16 protein-coding genes and 3 pseudogenes are annotated in these 18,431 nt (G+C 58.8%); 8 read left to right on the forward strand and 11 right to left on the reverse strand.

Going from position 1 to position 18,431, the window contains the following annotated elements:
- Positions 1-398, reverse strand: a 398-nt coding sequence (locus NO887_RS11275) for a Fic/DOC family N-terminal domain-containing protein (RefSeq protein WP_303652308.1), incomplete at its 3' end; no start/stop codon positions are given.
- A gap of 170 nt (positions 399-568) precedes the next feature.
- Complete coding sequence (locus NO887_RS11280) at positions 569-982, reverse strand: hypothetical protein (protein ID WP_256418395.1); 414 nt, start codon at positions 980-982, stop codon at positions 569-571.
- Positions 983-1,151: 169 nt separating this feature from the next.
- Here NO887_RS11280 and NO887_RS11285 point away from each other — a divergent pair.
- Positions 1,152-1,532: pseudogene (locus NO887_RS11285) on the forward strand (transposase); the annotation flags it as partial.
- A gap of 116 nt (positions 1,533-1,648) precedes the next feature.
- Positions 1,649-1,972 (forward strand): quaternary ammonium compound efflux SMR transporter SugE, encoded by a 324-nt coding sequence (sugE, locus tag NO887_RS11290; protein ID WP_256418578.1) that lies wholly within the window; start codon positions 1,649-1,651, stop codon positions 1,970-1,972.
- A gap of 284 nt (positions 1,973-2,256) precedes the next feature.
- Here sugE and NO887_RS11295 read toward each other — a convergent pair whose 3' ends face one another.
- Both NO887_RS11295 and NO887_RS11300 read right to left on the reverse strand, forming a co-directional pair.
- Positions 2,257-2,892, reverse strand: coding sequence for a hypothetical protein (locus NO887_RS11295; RefSeq protein ID WP_256418396.1), 636 nt, complete (start codon positions 2,890-2,892; stop codon positions 2,257-2,259).
- A 231-nt stretch (positions 2,893-3,123) separates the two neighbouring features.
- Positions 3,124-4,116 (reverse strand): DUF8137 family protein, encoded by a 993-nt coding sequence (locus NO887_RS11300; protein ID WP_256418397.1) that lies wholly within the window; start codon positions 4,114-4,116, stop codon positions 3,124-3,126.
- A 154-nt stretch (positions 4,117-4,270) separates the two neighbouring features.
- On the opposite strand from NO887_RS11300, the pseudogene NO887_RS11305 reads away from it, so the two are divergent.
- Positions 4,271-5,942, forward strand: a pseudogene (locus NO887_RS11305) (transposase).
- A gap of 253 nt (positions 5,943-6,195) precedes the next feature.
- On the opposite strand, the gene NO887_RS11310 reads toward NO887_RS11305, so the two are convergent.
- Complete coding sequence (locus NO887_RS11310; RefSeq protein ID WP_256418398.1) at positions 6,196-8,694, reverse strand: heavy metal translocating P-type ATPase; 2,499 nt, start codon at positions 8,692-8,694, stop codon at positions 6,196-6,198.
- Positions 8,687-9,250: a CPBP family intramembrane glutamic endopeptidase gene (locus NO887_RS11315; protein ID WP_303652310.1), complete on the reverse strand. Its 564-nt coding sequence runs from the start codon at positions 9,248-9,250 to the stop codon at positions 8,687-8,689. Before NO887_RS11315 ends, NO887_RS11310 begins: the two co-directional genes overlap by 8 nt.
- Here NO887_RS11315 and NO887_RS18660 point away from each other — a divergent pair.
- A pseudogene (locus tag NO887_RS18660) lies at positions 9,143-9,394 on the forward strand (hypothetical protein); the annotation flags it as partial. The gene NO887_RS11315 and the pseudogene NO887_RS18660 overlap by 108 nt on opposite strands.
- Positions 9,395-9,439: 45 nt before the next feature.
- On the opposite strand, the gene NO887_RS11325 reads toward NO887_RS18660, so the two are convergent.
- Both NO887_RS11325 and NO887_RS11330 read right to left on the reverse strand, forming a co-directional pair.
- On the reverse strand, positions 9,440-10,126 hold the full coding sequence (locus tag NO887_RS11325) for an SCO family protein (RefSeq protein ID WP_256418399.1): 687 nt from the start codon (positions 10,124-10,126) through the stop codon (positions 9,440-9,442).
- 103 nt (positions 10,127-10,229) lie between these two features.
- Positions 10,230-10,733, reverse strand: a complete 504-nt coding sequence (locus NO887_RS11330) for a winged helix-turn-helix transcriptional regulator (RefSeq protein WP_256418400.1) — start codon at positions 10,731-10,733, stop codon at positions 10,230-10,232.
- Between the two features lie 167 nt (positions 10,734-10,900).
- On the opposite strand from NO887_RS11330, the gene NO887_RS11335 reads away from it, so the two are divergent.
- The gene (locus NO887_RS11335; RefSeq protein ID WP_303652311.1) at positions 10,901-11,251 is read left to right on the forward strand and encodes a DUF7471 family protein; all 351 of its coding nucleotides are present in this window, start codon (positions 10,901-10,903) and stop codon (positions 11,249-11,251) included.
- Between the two features lie 40 nt (positions 11,252-11,291).
- On the opposite strand, the gene NO887_RS11340 is transcribed toward NO887_RS11335, so the two are convergent.
- Genes NO887_RS11340 through NO887_RS11350 form a run of 3 tightly spaced genes read right to left on the reverse strand, consistent with a single transcriptional unit; the run spans position 11,292 to position 15,012 of the window.
- Positions 11,292-12,158 (reverse strand): ABC transporter permease subunit, encoded by an 867-nt coding sequence (locus tag NO887_RS11340; protein WP_256418402.1) that lies wholly within the window; start codon positions 12,156-12,158, stop codon positions 11,292-11,294.
- Positions 12,155-12,970, reverse strand: coding sequence for an ABC transporter ATP-binding protein (locus NO887_RS11345; protein WP_256418403.1), 816 nt, complete (start codon positions 12,968-12,970; stop codon positions 12,155-12,157). The genes NO887_RS11340 and NO887_RS11345 overlap by 4 nt, the downstream gene beginning before the upstream one ends.
- Positions 12,967-15,012 (reverse strand): right-handed parallel beta-helix repeat-containing protein, encoded by a 2,046-nt coding sequence (locus tag NO887_RS11350; RefSeq protein WP_256418404.1) that lies wholly within the window; start codon positions 15,010-15,012, stop codon positions 12,967-12,969. Before NO887_RS11350 ends, NO887_RS11345 begins: the two co-directional genes overlap by 4 nt.
- 170 nt (positions 15,013-15,182) lie before the next feature.
- Between NO887_RS11350 and NO887_RS11355 the strand changes: the two genes are divergently transcribed.
- The 3 genes from NO887_RS11355 to NO887_RS11365 all read left to right on the forward strand — a co-directional run bounded on the left by NO887_RS11355 (position 15,183) and on the right by NO887_RS11365 (position 18,363).
- The gene (locus NO887_RS11355; RefSeq protein WP_256418405.1) at positions 15,183-15,974 is read left to right on the forward strand and encodes a sulfite exporter TauE/SafE family protein; all 792 of its coding nucleotides are present in this window, start codon (positions 15,183-15,185) and stop codon (positions 15,972-15,974) included.
- A gap of 167 nt (positions 15,975-16,141) precedes the next feature.
- Complete coding sequence (locus NO887_RS11360) at positions 16,142-16,699, forward strand: nitrous oxide reductase accessory protein NosL (protein ID WP_256418406.1); 558 nt, start codon at positions 16,142-16,144, stop codon at positions 16,697-16,699.
- Positions 16,700-16,779: 80 nt separating this feature from the next.
- Entirely contained in the window at positions 16,780-18,363 is a 1,584-nt protein-coding gene (locus NO887_RS11365; RefSeq protein ID WP_256418407.1) for a transposase, read from the forward strand.
- Positions 18,364-18,431 lie beyond the last annotated feature (68 nt).

Here is an 18,431-nt window from a genome sequence, read left to right on the forward strand (position 1 = left end):
TCGCCAGCTGTGATCGCATCCAATCCGTGTGTCAGCGCGTACAGATAGTTCACGACTTCTTGGGTACCCTGCTGTCTGTCTTCGTCGATGAGAGCCTCCTGTCCAGCCTCATAGGCGTAGATGTCTGAGAGGGTCGCATGTGTGCCTTCGATTTGCGAGGATTCCAGCGCTTCTTTTCGGATGAACGGCTCGATTAGGATCTCTCTTGAGCCGACACGTGGGCCGATACCATGGAGTCGACCAAGTGCCTGTGTCGCCTCCGCCAGCGGTGTGATGAGTTGCTCAGTACTAACTGAGGGGGGGAGCGGGTCAGGGCGGAACGCCGAATATGTCCCCTTCGGTGTCGTCGTGGGAACGATTTCACCGGGAGCCGTCTCGTCGAAGTTATCTCGCTCCATTAGTGGCATCCCGACAAATACGCTGGCTGCTATTGGTATTTTTGGTGCTAAATCAAAATAGTAGGATGGGTGATTGCACTGTCACAACTACTCAGAATCTCTGAGGATAGATTTGACCCACATATTCTATTCACTACTTTGCGCATGAAACACCCGCTAGAAAGGACTGCCTATCTAGCATCGTCGTCTTCGTCAACCCATGCTCCGATGAGTGTCTCTTCACCCTCCTGCCGCCACAGGATTTCCACAACGTTCGTTTCCCACAAGAGTTGGAGCCGTATTTTATCGCCATCAATCGTGTCGCTTGGCTCCATCTCATCATCTAACTCAGACCATGCGGTGGTGTCTGTCTCTCGGGACTCCCAATCAACAACAACCTCGCGGAAGTACACATCACCCGCTTGTAGGCTCTCTTGGCCACCCGTATGCTGAACATCTAATCTATTAGCCACATGGTCAGCACCCTGAAACTCAAAAGAAAAACAGGCTACCTCGTCGCATCTCGTTATCTCATAGTAACCAAGAGCCCCGAATCCGACCGTTGCCGCACCGCCCAAGAGAATGGCTCGCCGCTTCAAGGACATACCTGAAACCACATAGTAGTGATAATAGGCTTTTTGACTATTTGTCCTTGTTCCGGTAATTCATTTGATTTGGGCGTCGTTGGTAATTATACCACCTGTATTGACCGATCCGTGAATCTCCCGTGTTGATCGGAACCGGTAGAAATTATCAGTTTCTAAGGATTTCAACAGAGCCAACGCGATTATCGACGTACACGTAACGACGACACGAAAACACGATTCGCAGATTGCGCCGTCGCTCATCAAGCGAAACGCCAGAGAAGTAGCGGTTCTTCTTGGCGATAAGGGATACGACGACCAGAAGGTTCGCGCGTTGGCCCGTGAAGCTGGTGTTCGTCCGCTCATCAAACACCGCGAGTTCTCGTCACTCCACAAAGCGTGGAACGCTCGACTGGACGCCGACCTCTACGGTCAGCGCAGTCAGAACGAGACAGTAAATTCTCGCCTCAAGCGCAAGTACGGCGCATTCGTCCGCTCACGGTGCTGGTGGAAGCAGTTCCGTGAACTCGTTGTCGGTTGTCTCACTCACAACATCGACAAGACACTCTGAACGTTAGATATAGAGGAACTGCTTACCGGTGGATGAATTTGATTCCAACAAAATCGCCACCAGTTCGGTGGATAACGGAAGCTATAGACCGGTTGAAAAAGGAAATGAGAGTTGAGATGTCGTGGTATATTCTGATATTGGCCGCCTTGTTCGAGATTGGATGGGCAATCGGGCTGGAAGCATCAGACGGGTTCTCAAAACCCGTTCCGACACTTGGCACCGTCGTCGCTCTCGTCATTAGTATGGCACTGTTGGCACAAGCCGTCAAAGACCTCCCCATCGGTACGGCGTACGCTGTCTGGACAGGTATCGGGGCTGTTGGGACAGCTTCGCTGGGGATTATCCTGTTTGATGAACCTGCAACCCTTGCTCGGATAGCGTTCATCGGTGTGATTGTTGTCGGTATCGTCGGTCTCCATTCCGTTTCCGGAGCCCACTGAATCTCTGTTGGTGTTGAATGTCTTGTATAAATTCGAACACAGCTATGTTACATACGCACGAACAACCTAACGTCTGTTCCATCATATGAAGTGTCGAATCAATAGGGTTTCAACAGAGCCGTTCGTTCGTATTTTCGGCTGTACAGTTAGTTACGATTCCAGCGGGGGTAGTATACCTGTACAGGCGTTACAGCAAGGTTGGACTGGCATAAACCAATTGTGTGGCTCTGTTGAAATCCTTAGAAACTGATGATTTCTACCCAGTTCCGATCAACACTGGTGATCTACCTATCCTGACGTTCTCTTTCTATTATTTGTTCCAACTCTTTCTGAGTCATGACTGCCGAGAACAGATCAGGGTTTAACCGTTCACCAAGCTGTCGATATGCGCGTTCGGACAACCAATAATACTGTAAGGTGTCGTCAAAGCGTGCCGCAATCGCTTCACCTTCGCTATCTAAGAAGTAGACGTGTGTCAGACCAGGAATATACAACGACAGCACGGCTTCGACTACATCTGGGGTCGCAGCGCATCGCCCCTCAATCGTTCCATCATTGTACTCGCTCTCGACGTACGAGATTTCACTTTCTAGGAGCGTCTTGACGGCCTCTTCATTCCGATTCCGGAGAAATTCATCTATCCCTTGAACTCCGACTGTGGCTACTTTCCGAGGATTTACGTCCAGAACTGCTTCCGTCATCGTTCGTGCGAGTTCGTGGTATCGGTCCGACGGAAGTCCGTCTTTATGGAGGATGTATTTCGTTTCGTCGTCCGGTCCGTCAACGGATTCGTGGAAACCGCCCGCCTTCTTGATGGTCTCCATCCTGGCTTTGATAGCCTCCTCTAATTCGCTCATATCCACCTCTCCTAACACCTGAGCGAGTCGTTCACTTCCACTGGGCTTACTCCAGTTTGACATTATTAGATGCCCGCGTTCTTCACAGATAAGACTACTACCTTTAATCGATAGCGGGTCATTGCTCAGTACGCAGTTCTCATCGACCAGCATTTTCAGTCGAGAATATGTCTGAAGAAGAGGATTCCAACAGAGCCAGGAGTTCTTATTGCTTGAAGAGCACATGCTATGTGACGCTGAACGGCATTACCAGCCAGTATGTCGGGCGGCGGGGAAAGCGTACTGTTAATTCCCTCAAATACCGAGATCGCGGAACGTCCAGTCATTCGAGAGATCGGCATCGAAGCCCACCTCTTCGACGAGGTCTCGGATACGCTGTTCGACTGTCTCGTCGAGTTCGAAGGCGTAATCCAACTCATCGTACCAGTCGTAGTACCGTGGCATCCCCGGCCAGTGGCCGTCTGTTTTCAGTCCGTAGACGCAGTCGAGCAGGTAGCGACAATATGACAGATCGTCACGGGTGACGCGAGGGAGCGTCCCATTGATCGATTCGTCTCGTACCAACTGTCCGAGCAGGTCGACGGCAGCGTACTGGTCAGCGTAGAAGGCGTGTTCGACTGTTGGGTTGACCGAGAAGATGTCCTCCGTCGTACGGGCGTGGAGCTGGTCGACGACCGAGTGGTTTGGATGTCCGATTCCCCACCCATAGACATGTACTTCCTCGCGCGCGACGTCGTCGCTTTCGGGAGCGTTGACCGCGACAGTGTTCAGATATTCGAGTGCCTTGACCGGAATCGCCTCGACACCATCGGTTATCCGCGTTCGAATGAGATATCGCCCGACAGCGTTTGCTATTGTGGGCGTGACGAGCGGAAATTCGTCCTTCTCAGTGGGCTCATGCGCATCGATTACATCCGCAAGGAATGGCCAACCGTATACTTTCGCTGCATCGTCGAGTTCGTTGCTGACGCGCTCGTAGTATGGCCAGAACACGTCCCGAAACGTGTCTCCACTGCTGTCTTCCTCGACTGCAGTCGAGAGTGCTGCTTCGAATTCGACGACTGCGTAGTGTAGGGCATCCACGTCACCGTCAGAGAAACGATCAAGCAGGTTATCGAGTTCGGCAATCTCTTTGTTCCGTTTTTGGCTTGGAGATGAGTCAGATTTAGACCTCCCCGAATCGGTCGAGGTCGAGAACGTGTCCGATTGGACATCGCCACAGTCGTGAAGTCGGAGACGAGTGAGTGTCTCGAACGATTCCCCGCAATCGTCGCACTCGTGAGCCATAGTCCGACTAGAGGCATGTGGAGCAAATATGTTCCCTCTGGAGCCGGATTGCGGAATTAATCTCTCTCCCCTAGCGAGTACCGACCTTCCCCAATCTCGATGTCTCTTATCGAGATGGACGAGGACTTCTGCGTGTCCGAGTCAGTATCTCGTAGTGGCTTCGACTTCCGAGTCTCGTCGAACGATCTTTCGACGTATCGCTCAGCGATCGTACGTTGAGTGGCCGGCGTATGATTCGACACCACTGTATGACCGAACGTCGCTCGCGGGACTGGAATCAGATGTTCGGACGATTTCGGAGACGTGGTTCAGCCACGAGAGCCACAAATCGGTCGAAAAGTTCGTCTGTTCGCTGCCGCTCGCTTACTTCAAATTCGAGACCCATGACCGCTATGCGGGATCGACGAGCTACGAGATGGACACCCTCTTTCGAGTGTTCATGTTGAAAGAACTCCACGGATGGGACCACGAAACAGTACTCGTCGAATTCCTCGAGTGCCACCCTGAATTGCGTGAGCAACTCGGACTTGAGAGCGTTCCGAATCAGTCGACGCTCTGGCGTAGCTGGCACGAGCGCTTCCCGGGTGAGTTACGCGAGACGGTTGAGACGGCTGCCCGGACGGCCCTGATCAATGCCCAAAACGCGGGTGTGAGCGTTCCGCGTGACCCGGACAGGACGCCCCCTCACCGAGGAGACAGTACCGGAGACTCCGACCCGGACGAGCAGACCGTGCTGGAACAGGCGGGAACGATTACGGATCACGTCAGTTGCGTTGTCTTCCCGGCGTTCTCGATGGATCGCGGAGAGAGCTGTGAGATCCACGAGAATGCCTACTGGGACTTACAGACCTATCTCGGCCTCCGCGAGAACTTAGCTGCCAATGAGGGGGCTCGGAGCTTCATTTACGAGTCGACGCGTAGTCGGACACCTCTGGGGCACGCCCATCGTGATCAGATTCGTGACTTCTCGATAGCGGAGATTCGTGAGATGTACCGTCAGGCCGTGAAACGGCTACTGGATGAAGTCGCGGAGACAGAGAAGTTCTTCCGAGTCGGAATCGTGGCCATCGACATCACTGAAGCTGAACCCTTCACCGGTGATAGAACAGGTCACGAGGATAAGATCATCGGGACAAAAGAGAAGACCGACGAATACGCCTATCAGTGGGCGACCGTCCAGCTCGTCGGTAATGCGGTCCCGATTGTCTTAGACGCAAGGCCGGTGCGGCGTGGCGAGAGTCGGCTCGAAATCGTCGAGGATCTACTTGACTCGGCTGAGGACCTCGTCCACGTCGACAGCGTGCTGATGGACAGAGAATTCGACAGCCAACACGTCTTGGAGATGATTAGCCAACGCGGGCTCACGTACGTCGTTCCAAAGCGGATGCACACGAGCGAGAGAGCCCAGGCGAAACGGCTCTTGAAGAGTGAATCGATACGTGAACGACCGTAAGCTCCACTTGGGCAAGAATGAGTGGCACCAGACGGCGCTCGTGTACCGCCGAAGCGAGAATTCTGAGCACACTGACCACCGGCAGTATTCGGTGTTCATGTGAAATGGTAATGTGGGACTGCTGAGTGAGTACGGCTATCGCTGGGAGATCGAGAGCGGCTACCGGAGCATTAAGCGGTTCATGGCCGCGACAACCTCGAAGAACTTCGTACTGCGATTCTTCTATTTTGCGTTCGCCTGTCTGCTGTACTCAGTCTGGCGGGCCGTCGACCTCCTCGTGTAAGTTGAGTTGACGGGCGAGTACGAGCATTCTCCGATTGTGACTGCGGACAATACGCTCACACTGTTGAAGAAAGAAACTGGAGTCGGGTAATCGCTGATATTGAGCCAGTGAGAACAGGGGTAACGAGCGGCAGCGCTGTTCTGATCTCTTCAAATACGCAGTTCTAGCTGGGATACTAACTGGACGTGGTGTCCCGACCCGAGTGTGAACCGTGTCAAGTTCGGTGATTCGGCTGATATCGTGCATACCAGCGGTGCTATAGCCGCCGTAGTCTCAACTTCACGCTGTTCAACTACCAGAGACGGGACGTGCTCTACGCGATATGAAAACGCGAGAATTCGTTTCAGAAGAGGGTCCGAGACGAATTCACGCCGAGGAGTCCGCCACACACGGCGACTGCGGCCGCTGCTGTCACGGGGTTGAATAAGCCAACAATCGCGGCAGGGATCGCGACCGCATTGTACGCGAAGGCTAGTCCAACGTTCTGCCGAACGCGGCGCCGCGCTGTTTGAGCGAGTTCGAACGTGGTCTCAACAAGCGAGAGGTCATCGTCGACGATCGCGATGTCAGCCGCATCCGCAGCGAGTGCTGTTCCGCTGCCCAACGAGATCCCGAGGTCCGCTTGTGCCAAGGCAGGCGCGTCGTTGGTCCCGTCGCCGACCATCGCGACGCGCCGGTCGCGTTGGAACCGTCGGATCGCCTCTGTCTTTCCCTCGGGCGGTACGTCCGCGAACACGTATGAGACCGCATCTTGTTCCGTGAAGAAGTCTGTCGCCTCCTCGTCGTCGCCCGTGAGGACGGCAATTTCGATCCCGCGTTCATGGAGTCTGGTAACCGTGTCCAGCCACCCCTGACGAGGGTTGTCGCCGACCACGACGATCCCGTCTGCTCGCCCGTCACGGCCGATCACGACCGGAAGCCGGCCGAACCCACGAGCTTCACCCGCTTTTTCCTGAATCTCGGAATTGACCGTCCAGCCCTGTTCGGCGAACAGATCGAGGTTCCCCACGAGCACGTCGCGGCCGTCGACGGTTCCGGAGACGCCCGTCGCGTGCGTCTGGAAGTCACACACGTCGCGGCCGGCAGGCGTCGTCTCGGTGTCGTCATGGCAGCTACCGGTGTGGCCGCCGTCGGTATGAACCTCCTCTGCGTCGCCAGCCATCGACTCGACCGCGGAGACGATCGCGGCCGCGGCCGGATGCGCGGCGCGGCGTTCGAGCGCAACCGCGTCGGCCAGCGCCTCGTCCGATACATCGACGTCGATGACTTCCATCTCGCCCGTCGTGAGCGTTCCAGTCTTGTCAAACACGACCACATCGATATCGCGGAGTCGTTCAAAGATCGTATCGTCGAGCACGACGACGCCGCGCTTCATCGCGTCACGGATACTCGTGGCGACCGAAAGCGGTGTCGCGAGGCCGAGCGCCCACGGGGTCGCGACGAGCAGCGCGAGCAACACGCCCATGACGCCCGCAGACAGCGGTCCGCCACCGGCGACAGTCCAAACGCCGACTGTGACCGCGACGACGGCGACGAGGACGACGAGGCGATACGCGAGTTCGTCGGCGCGGCGCTGAATCCCGTGATCGGCGCTCTGGATCGACCATAAGGAGTCGGTGATACGGTCGACGCTGCTCGTCACCGGATCACCGACCTCGACGACTGCGGCGCCGTCAGTGACGACCGCGCCGCCGACGATCTCGTCGCCCGTTCGCTTCGCGACAGGAAGCGCCTCGCCGGTGACGACTGCCTCCTTGACGCTACAGTCGTCGCCGACCAGTATCCCGTCGACCGGGATCCGTTCACCCTCGTGGACGAGGATCCGATCGCCGGGAGCCAGAGAATCGACAGATACCTCCGTTGTGCCGTCGCCGTCGTTGAGCCGTCGGGCGCTGTTCGCCTGCGAGACGGTGAGTTCCGTAAGTCGTTCCAGCGCCCGCTGTTTGATCGAGGTCTCGTAAAACGAGACGCCAGAAACGACCGCTGCGACGACGAGCGTCAGATCGTAGAAGATGTTGTTGTCCCCGAGAAGTACTGCGCCCGTACCGTAGCAGAATGCGCTGACGACAGTGATTGCGACGAGAAGATCCGTCGTCGGGCGACGCATCTTCAGGCTGATGTACGCGCCGCGTAACACCGGCATTCCGGTGAAAAACAGCACGATTGCGGTCAACACGAAGTAGATACGTAAGAACAGGAAGCCGCTGCTTCCACTCAGTTGGAACGCACCTTCGAAGGCGTCGAGGAACGTGGCGTCGAGATATGGAGCCAGATGAGCCGGATACATGATAGCCACATACGGGACCATCAGGAACGCGCCGAATACGATCCCAGTCGCGTAGCGGAGACCGAGGACCTCGTCGCTCCGACGTTTCCGGAGGCCGTCCGCCTCCCGCGACCGACGCGTGCCGCTCGCGTCGCCGTCCGCGCTCGCGTCAAATCGGAGAAACGCGGTGTAGCCGGTCCTACTCAACGCGTCACGGAGGTCGTCTGCCGACACCGTGTCCGCGACGTGATCCACGCGAATCGTCTCGGTGACGTAACTCGCCTCTGCGGCGACCACTCCGGACTGCGTATCAGCAATGTGTTCGAGATACGCTTCACACGTCGGCGAGTACATCCCGTCGATTCGGAAGAATGTCCGCGTGACGCCATCAGGGAGCGAACGATCGGTATCCAACTCCGTCGCCGGACTGTCCGTCGTGTCGGTATCCCCGAGCAGTCGGTGAATGTCTCGACACCCGGTGCTACAGAACAAGCCATCGGAATCTCCCGTGATCGAGTCACCAGCGATCGGCTGGTGACAAACGTCGCACTCGCCGGTCGGACTGTCGTCACTCATTCAGACTCCTCACGGAAACAGTATCGATCGATTCTGAGAGCATGGAGACGGTTCGTTGAACACATTCGCTCTGTCGGTAGATCAGGACGATACCCGAAATACTTGCTAGGATCATGATCTCGATCCAGCCGCCGAGCGGGGTCTGTGAGGCTACGGTCGACGGGATGGAGTCAGTCGACGACATATAGATGAACGCGTACTGTACCGCGTTGTAGCCGCCGTGAGCGATCGCTGGAACGACGATACTACCAGTGTACTCGTAGAGGGTGCACAAAACGATGGCGAGAACGAACACCGTCGCGATATAGACCAATTTTCCGTCTCCTTGGAGTGAGGGAAGATGCATCCCAGCAAACACTGCGCTGGCGAGTACGGCTGCTTTCGCCGCCGAAAACTGGGTTCGAAGCGTTCCTTGTACGACGCCACGAAACAGGACTTCTTCACCGGGACCCACCAAGAGGAACGAAAGTGGGATCAACAACAAAAACGCGGTCGGATCTCGTCGTCCGAGTTCGACAACTCGGTTTGCGGCAGACTCGATCCCGATGGCAGTCATTACAACGCAGCGAAGAATATCGGTCTGAAATATCTCCGCGACCAGCAAAAGTCTGAGCGTGGAGGCGCACCCGTAGACGTGCGCTTGAACAGCGGGATGTTGAATGCGAACGGCGAGTATTCGTCTACTGCTCTCAGCAGTTAGAACGGGAGTCTACGCTGAATGCCACGCCCTTCAGGGCGTAGTAGCTTACTCGGTGGTGACCTGTTCGACATCGTTCACGAGCCGTTCGATGTCCGTTTGCGGCCCTCTCGGGTACGCGCGCTCGACGATCCCCTGCTTATTTGCGAGGAGGATCAGCCCATAGTGCGGGAATTGGTACTCAAGATTCTCGTACTGATCGGCCGGCGCCTTCTCAATCTTGAGCCCAAAATGCTTGTCTAACAGTTCCTGACCTCGTTCATAGTTTTCCGGGCGGAGGAAGTGCCAATTACTCGAATTGAGGTTCACTCCCTGCTGGCCGGCGTACTCACGGAGCGTTTCGGCGGTGTCGCGCTCGGGGTCGAACGTCTGTGCGAGGAATACTGCCTCATCGCCGTATCCATCTTCGGTAGCAGCTTCTTGTGCGCGACGAAGTCGGAGGATGAGCGCGGGACACACTCCGTCCGGGCAGTTCGTATAGAACGATGTCCAGAGGATGGCACGCTCACCCTCATACTCACTAATTGATATCTCTTCATTCGTGATCGGGTCCGGGACGGTGAAATGTGGCATTTCATCGCCGTAGCTCGGATGGGCAGCTTCGCTTAAATCCTGTTCGGGTGGACCGAGGATGGTTCCTTCAGCACCTCCGTCACCGAGCACGCCGAGACAACCGGCGGTACCGATGGTCGCACCGATTGCTCCAGTCGATTTACAAAACGTTCGTCGGTCCATACTCGATCGTGGTCGATCTGATGACTTGAGGTATTTGGTGTGATCCTCGAATGCGTGTTCCCGCATCCGATCTGTGCGTATTGTTAACTCGCGAAGACGGTCGTCACTCAAAGAGCTCGTCGACGGTCCGGACGAACCGATCGACGAGCCGGTCCGGTAGCGACGGCGACACTATCTCGATGAGTTCGGCCGTGCGGTCCGGACGGTTCAACGCGAGCGTCATCGGTCGATCGTCGGACTTCTCGACGATCCCGTTTTCCGCGAGCGTCGAGACGTGCCACGAGATCGTACTTCGTGCGAGGTCGAGATCGCTCGCGAGCGTTTTCGATCGCTTCGGGCCGTCGATACGAAGCCGGACGAGGATCTCCCGTGGGGTCTCTCGTCTGAGAAACGCGAGCGCCCGTCGTTCCCACGGATCGAACGACGGGTCGAAGTAGTGTGTGCGGCCGCCGATCCGCTCGACGGCGAGTTCGTCGTTACGGACGAGACGACGGAGATGGTACTGTACCTGTCCGGTCGCGATATCGAGGTCGCGACCGACCTGGTTGAAGTGGACACCGGGCGTGTCGCGAACGTGGCGTCGGATCCGCGTCCGGGTGTCCGACATCTGTGGTCAGCCATCGTAACCGGTACCCGAGTAAAACGTGTGCGTTCGTTATCTCTGCCTGGGAACGGACGAAACCGCGGCGTTAGCCGACAAATCGGGTCGGAACTACACGGAAGTCCCGATCGAAGGGTCGTTTTCTTATTCGTCCCCGTTCAAAGCCCGTTGTGATGCAGCCAATCGCCCTCCTGTTGTCCGCGATCGATGGGTGGTCCGTGGAGGGATCACTACTGCTGCTCGCGGCTGCACTCGTCGCCGGAATGGGTACGGGTATCCTCTTCGTCGTCAGCGTCGTCGCGTATCGTCGTCGTCAAGGGGCACAGTACCAGCTGATAGCTGTCGCGGTCAGCATGCTGTTGTTCCGATCGGTTGTGGGCACTGGAACGATCCTCGGTATCGTGCCGATGCCGGTCCACCACTTCCTCGGACACGGTCTCGACTTTCTGATCGCAGCGATCATCCTCTACACGGTGTACACGCATGCGCCGGGATCGGTCGGGAACGATACCGTCTCGGATTGAACGGCGATATTGCCGAAGCGACTGGGAATCGAATCCCGTCTCAGTGTTCTCCGAACCGCTCCCGGGCCCGCTCGACGACGACGGTAACCCGAGCGGCGTACGTGAGCGTCGTGACAGCGACCGTGATCCCGGCGAGGATCCAGCCGACGAGTGAACCGACCGCGCGACCGGTTTGAACGAACCTGCCATCAGGGGTGAAAGCGACGCCGATAACGTGTTCGAAGACCAGCCCGCGAAACGCTCCGTTCGGCGTCAGTGCGAGCGATCCGGCGATCTCGGCCGAAGACATACCGCCCGCCAGCGACCAGAGGATCGCGAGGTCGCCGCCGAGGACGCCGACGAGCAGTGCGAGGAGACCGAGTGCGATCGCGCTCCGTCGGCTCGACGCCAGCGCCGAGACCGCTGCCGACAGCGACAGGTACGCAGTCCCGAAGAGGAGGACAAACGCGAGGAACCTCACGAACAGAAGCGACGAGTCTACTCCGCTGTGCGTCGCGAAGATTCCTGTGTCCGGCGTCGCAGTTATCCAGATGTATAGCCCGACCAGCGCGAAGGGAAGACCCACGATCGCGACGAGCGCCGCGATACGCGCCAGTAACACGCCGAGAACGTAGCCGACGGTACTCACAGGATAGGTCCGAATCACAGCGAACTCGCCGCTCGTGCCGTCCGTGAGCAGCGCACGGTACCCGAGCACTATCGCGAGAAGCGGGACGAGTAGCTCTGTCGGGAGCAGAAGATCGACGACTGCCGGCACGAACCCGGTTCCCCCGCCACCACCGACCGCGACGAGTCCGCCAAGCACGATGAGAAGTCCGACCGCGAGGACGGCGTAGCCCGGAGTCCGTCGAACGGTTACCAGTTCGCGACGGAACACGGTCCCGATATCCACGAACAACTGACTCACCGGTCCGACACCCCAGTGACGTGGACGGACTCCGACGCGGTCTCATCCGCATCCTTCGGGCCGTCCTCGCCGTCTGTGCCGCCGGTGTCGATATCGCTCTCGGCGCTCGCCCTATTGCTGACGACCGCGCGGTACAGCCCCTTCACGTTGTCGACGCCGTAGTCATCGATCAGGCGATCGCGGGAACCCGCTGCGGCCACGCGACCGCGGTCGAGTATGACAACGTCGTCGGCGTACGCGTCGACGAGGTCGAGGTCGTGGGAGCTGACGACGACGGCAGTGTCGTCGCTCGCACGGGCCGCTGCGGCTCGGAACGCTCGCTCGCGCATCTCCGGATCGAGCCCGCTCGTCGGCTCGTCGAGCACCGCGACCGCCGGGCCGCCGAGCGTCGCCTGTGCGATCCCGAGGAGGCGTCGCATTCCCCCCGAGAGCGCCGAGACGCGCCTGTCACTTGCGTCGGCCAGTCCTACGTCCGCCAACGCCGCGTCGGGGTCGTCACCGACGAGCGACGCGTAGAAGCCGAGGGTTTCTCGGGCCGTGAACTCACCACGGAACGGGACCCGTTGCGGGAGATAGCCGATCCGCTTGTCACTCCCGTCGTCAGTACTGCCCTCGTGAGCGTACCGTACCGCTCCTGCGGCCGGCTCAACTGCTCCCGCGAGGACGCTGAGCAGCGTTGACTTCCCGGAGCCGTTCGGACCGACGACTGTGGTGATGCCGGAAGTGATCGAGAGCGAGACCTCGTCGAGAACCCGGATCCCGCCGTAGGACCGAGTCAGGTCGACGACCTCAGCGAGCGCGTACTCACTCATCTGTAATCACCCACTCTGGCGCTGTTCCGATTTGTCGTATTCTGGTTCGTCGTGTTCTCATGAGTCGTGTCTTGCTCGTCGATGAGCGAACCGAGTTCTGCTCTCCAGTCCGCGTGGATCGATCCTTCGCGTTCGGCATCGGGTCCAGTCACCGCGCCGATTCGTTCGGGATTGTATGGCTCAGACGCCGGTATCGGGTCAATAATGCTCCCGGAGCGGGCACCGGGTACGGTGCCGCGGAGTCGATCGAGTAGAACTGCCGCGGGCGACTCGCGCACGGTAACGGCCGATGCCTCGCGGTGGAGGGCGGAATCAACCGGTGAGGTCGGGCGATACGCTCGCTCGCCGAACGAATGCCGCCCAACATTCGCTCCCTCCCAGTAGTTACCGCGATCATCGTCAGCCCAGACGCGGAGCGCGCCCGCACCGGCGGCAGCGTGGTTTTCGTTGCCGACGAAGTCGTTTGCCACGACACGACTCGACGGGACGATCGTCGTCGCACGCGCGCCGAGTTCGTTGTCGACGACCACGTTGTGTTCGTACAGAGACCCGCGCGCACTCGTCGAGAACCCGAGTTCGTTACCGACGAGTGTGTTGTACCCGATGTACGTTCGCGTTCCCGACGACTGGATTCCCGCACTAGAGTTGCGCACGTCGTTGCCGACGATTGCGTTCCCTGAAGGACGGGTCATCACGGTGATCCCCGCGAACAGCTCGTTGCGGGCGGTATTGTCCGCGACTAGCGCGTCGCCGGTGAACATGAGATGGATGCCGTATCGGTTGTCCGTAAACGTCGAGTTCCGGATGATCGAGTCGTCTGCGCGGTGGAGGTAGATTCCGTCACGGCCACCGTCGAACCGGCTGTCAGTGACGGTCACGCGTGACTCCATCCCAGTAATCCCCATGAATCCGTCCTGCCAGGTGTCGGCTCCGTTGACACGGAGGTCACGGACGACCGCGTGCGACCCCTCGCGCAACAGAAGTCCGCTCGCGTTCGTTTCGATCACGACGTCGTCGACGACGAGCCCCGGCGCGTCGATCGCTCGGATCCCAGCGTCACCGTGACCGTACCCGTTCTGGATGTTCGCGTCCCACGCCTCGTCTTTGGAGGTCGGTGCCGCCTCCGCATCTCGCGTCCGGTTTCCGACACCGTCGATCCGGAGTCCCCGTATGGCGACATCGGCCGCGCGAACGGTGACGACCGATCCGTTGCCGTCGCCGCTGATCCGCGCGCCGTCGCCCGCGATAGTTACGGATTCGTTGACCGTCACCGTCTCACGATATACTCCCTCCGGGACGACGACCGTCGTGTTCGACGGTGCCTCCTCGACCGCCGCGTCGATCGTCGGCGCGTCATCGCCGACGACCACTGAAACGGGGCGGTCCGCAGTCCGCTCTGCCCTCGCGATCCGATCGTTGGCCTCCTGCCACCGACTCGGTGCGAGCGACCGCACCGTCGTTGCGGAGTCGACGTCGAACGAGCGGTTTCGGATCGACTTCCAGTCGACTACCGTTCCGCTGTGGTCGGCCGCGAACGACTCGGCCGCCTCTCGACTTCGGAAGGGGATCACGGCCTCGCCAGCCGGCATGCGGGCGTCGCTGTCGACAACGTAGTGCGCTTCCTCGGCTGGAGTCCACCCGCCGGCTCCGGTCGCCGTGAACAGCCCGTCGCTGGTCGTGTCCGGATTTTGGTGATCGAAGGTCTCGACGTACGCAACGAGCGGGTAGCCGAACTGACGCTCGGTCCGTCCATCCGACAGAGATGTCACGAACGAGCCGATCCCGTTGTATCCGACGACGTACTGTAGCTGCGAGTAGAACACCTGCGTCCGCGGGAGCGTTGCGTTTCCGGCCATCATCGCGTCAGTCTCCGACGAGAGCCCCAGTTCGGTGGTGTCGTCGTACGCCACCGGATCGGGAACCGACTCGGCCGGATCAACGACGAACGTGCCCGCAGTTACAACCACAGCGAGGGCCATGATCGCGGCGATCGCGAGGCGAATATGTCGCGACTGGTTGTCATCGGGAGCGAAAACTGCCACACGATAACGTCGATCTGCGGGGACTTATCGAATCTGGTGTGACTCTCGAATGTGGACGGTTGCGGGGTCCACAGAGTACCGATTCCCAACTGTCTTCGCAGCACTCGACCGGATCTGTTTGTCGAGGATCGCACCAGACGACACAAGCCGGTCGGTAATTGACACTACGTATGATCGAGTCGCTGTTCCGGATCGACGTCGCGCTGTTCGTTCTCATCGGCGTCCTCGGCGGCGCACACTGTATCGGAATGTGTGGTCCGCTCGTCACGATGTACTCGAAACAGATGACGCCGCAGCCGGACGGCGGCACCGCGACGGTCGACGACGGACGGGCCGGTCATCTCACGACCTACGAAGTTCGACAGCACTTCCTGTTCAACGTCGGCCGGGCGACGACGTACGCGATCCTCGGGGCCGCCTTCGGTGCGCTCGGGAGCGTCGTGTTCGTTACCGCCGACCAGCTGACGCCGGTCGCCGACGTCCTGCGAGGTACCGTCGGCCTCGCGGTGGGCGGGTTCATCGTGGCGACAGGGGTTCGGTACGTTATCGGGGGGAGCGGCGGCGATATTCGCATACCGGGCGTCCAGCGCGTGACATCGTGGCTCGCGGCGCGAGTCCACCGTTACGTGAACAGCCCGAGTATCGTCGGTCTCGGCGCTGTTCACGCGTTTCTCCCCTGTCCGATGCTGTATCCCGCGTACCTGTTTGCCTTCGCGAGCGGCTCCCCGACGACCGGCGGGATCGCTCTCGGTGCCCTCGGTGTCGGAACGATCCCGGCCGTCTTCCTCTACGGAACCGTCATCCAGTCGATCGACGTCGCCCACCGGCGTCGCGTCCATCGCCTGCTCGGTGTCGTGTTCGTCGTGCTGGGATACGTCTTGTTCGCACACGGACTGATGGCGCTCGGCGTCCATCTCCCGCACCCGATGTTCCCCCACTACCAGCCGCTCGGCGGGATGTGACACTGACACGTTCTGTGGGTCACTCGCCTCAGTAAGCAGCCGGCGTTCGACGGCCGCACCAGAATGGTATTCGGTGCGTGGCCGAACGGTGGCGTATGGATCTCAAATTTGGCCAGCGTTCGGTGTCGCGTCGACACGCTGTTCATGCGATCGGTACAGGAGTTGCGATGGGTCTCGCCGGCTGTCTCGGTAGCTCTGACGAGTCGGCCCCCGAACCGGTGGATCTGTCGGGGCAGAAAACGGACTACCAAGGCGGAATGGTGATCGGAGATCATGGTGGACCGAACGGACAGGTCTTCTACGCCGACGCACACCCGGAACCCAGACAGGGACCCGCCGAGGACGCTGAAGAGACAGCCCACCTCGCTTGGTTCCACACGCTCGCGCACGGGCTCTTTCCGTATCACTTCGACATGGTGGATGACGGTGCGGAGGCGACCGCGATCTACGTCACGGACTACTCGCGCGTCGACTGGGAGATCTCTAAAGGAACTGAACGGAAGAAGATGCCAGCGCCGACTACATCCGATACCTTCGCGGATGCGACTGATCTCACCTACGCCGTCGAAACGGACGTGATGGGGGGAATGGGTCCGGACCTACTGCCGTTCTCTGACAGTGATGAAGCCGAGACGTTCGCGAATAATCACGGTGGGCGCACTCTCGGGTACGACGATATCGACAGATCACTCGTCGAGGGGATCCAAATGACTGGGATGGAGTAGGTCAGCCTCTTCACCCTCATCTCCACCTCAGCAATGCTATGAACGGTTTTGATGGTCAGGCTTGTAGCGAGCACCCGCGAATGCACTCTTTGTGCGAAGCGTATCAACTCGGGATCGCCATCCGGAACGAACTCGGAGGATCGGACCTCGTCACTGCGTTCGAGACCCTCGACCACTCGATTGACGCGATCGAAGACGGGTATCCAGCGTGGCATCCTGCGCCACTCTCCTTTCGCGCGATGGTCTTTTCTTCTGTCTTCATGGAGATTACGGGTGATTCCTACGCAGAGTTCACTCGGCGACTCACACGGCAACCAGAAGTAGCCAGTATCCTCGGCTTCGGTCGAGTGCCAGACGAATCAGCCTTCTCGCGGGCGTGGCAGAACCGGTTCAACGACACAACCCACGAATATGTCCACGCCGCCGCCAACTTCGTTGTCAAAGAGGTCCACGATCGCAACATCCTAGCGCCCGAGGTTCGGCCAAAGGCAGAGATCGTCGACGATACTGAGGAATCCGCAGACTCAGGAGAAGACGAATCCTTCTCACAGGAGAAAATTGGCCAGATGACGCGCCTCGCACGCGACCACGCCTTCGGTCAGTTCAACTCTGACCGGGCCTCAAACGCCTCTTACGAGGACACACAATTCTTCGAGTTACAGACGTTCATGGGGATGGTTCGGTGCGGAACCGCGCAGGGAGCGACTCGCTTCCAATATCGCCGTGGCGAAGAGTACGGCCCTCACGGTGATACTCATCTCCGCGCGGTCAAACAGTTCGATCCCGAAGAGCTCGTGAGCGGATTTAACGAGACGACGGATCGCTTACTCTCCGTGATCGCCTCTGAAGCATCGTTCCGGCGACCAGTCACAGCCGCAATCGACATCACGACTATTCCCTATTACGGAGAAGTCGAAGGAATGCCGATGGTCAGCGGGACCAAGGACAGAGACGGGCGAGCGTTCAAATTCGCTACGCTCTCAATCATTGGACAGAATATCCCGCTCGTTCTCGCCGTTGAGCCGGTCCGAGAGAGCTCCGAGTGGGATGAGAACCCGTCGAATCAGATCCATCGTACTGTGCGGCGACTGGTTCGACGGGCGAAAGAGCTCGTCCCAATTGAGACGGTGCTCTGTGATCGGGAGTTCGATTCGATACGCGTGTTTCAGACGCTCTCAAACCTCGATGTGAACTACCTCATCCCGAAGCGGGTCTCCAGCTCCGAACGGGATGTACTCGAACAGATGGAGGAAGATGATCAAGAGGTTGCTGTTGAGTCGGCTTCTGTCCATGTGGAATCTGGATCGCATCCAATGCGGCTGCTGTACGTGCCGTCGACGAGCGGTGAGGGGACGGCCGTCTTTGCGACGAATCTCCGAGTCGGTCCGGAGGAAGCCGAGTCGTTCTGTCAGCGCTACAGCCGCCGGTGGCAGATCGAGAGTGAGTACAAGAGCATCAAGCACGATTTCCTAGCGAAGACATCGTCGAAAGACTACCGCGTTCGCTTGTTTTACTTCGTGTTCGCGGTACTCTTGTACAATATCTGGCGGCTCACCGACTTCTTGCTGAAAGCAGGTGTGGGGGGTGAGATGGACTACGCACCCGTACTTACCGCAGGTGAGTGTGTTGAACTCGTTGCCTCGGCGTTGATCCCGCACGACTGATCGGCTGAACCCCGCTGAGTCTGCCGATCGTGAGTGACAACCCTGTTCAGCAGCGTCAAAATCCACGC

Origin of the sequence: Halorubrum laminariae (assembly GCF_024494655.1) — an archaeon.
GTDB classification, from domain to species: domain Archaea; phylum Halobacteriota; class Halobacteria; order Halobacteriales; family Haloferacaceae; genus Halorubrum; species Halorubrum laminariae.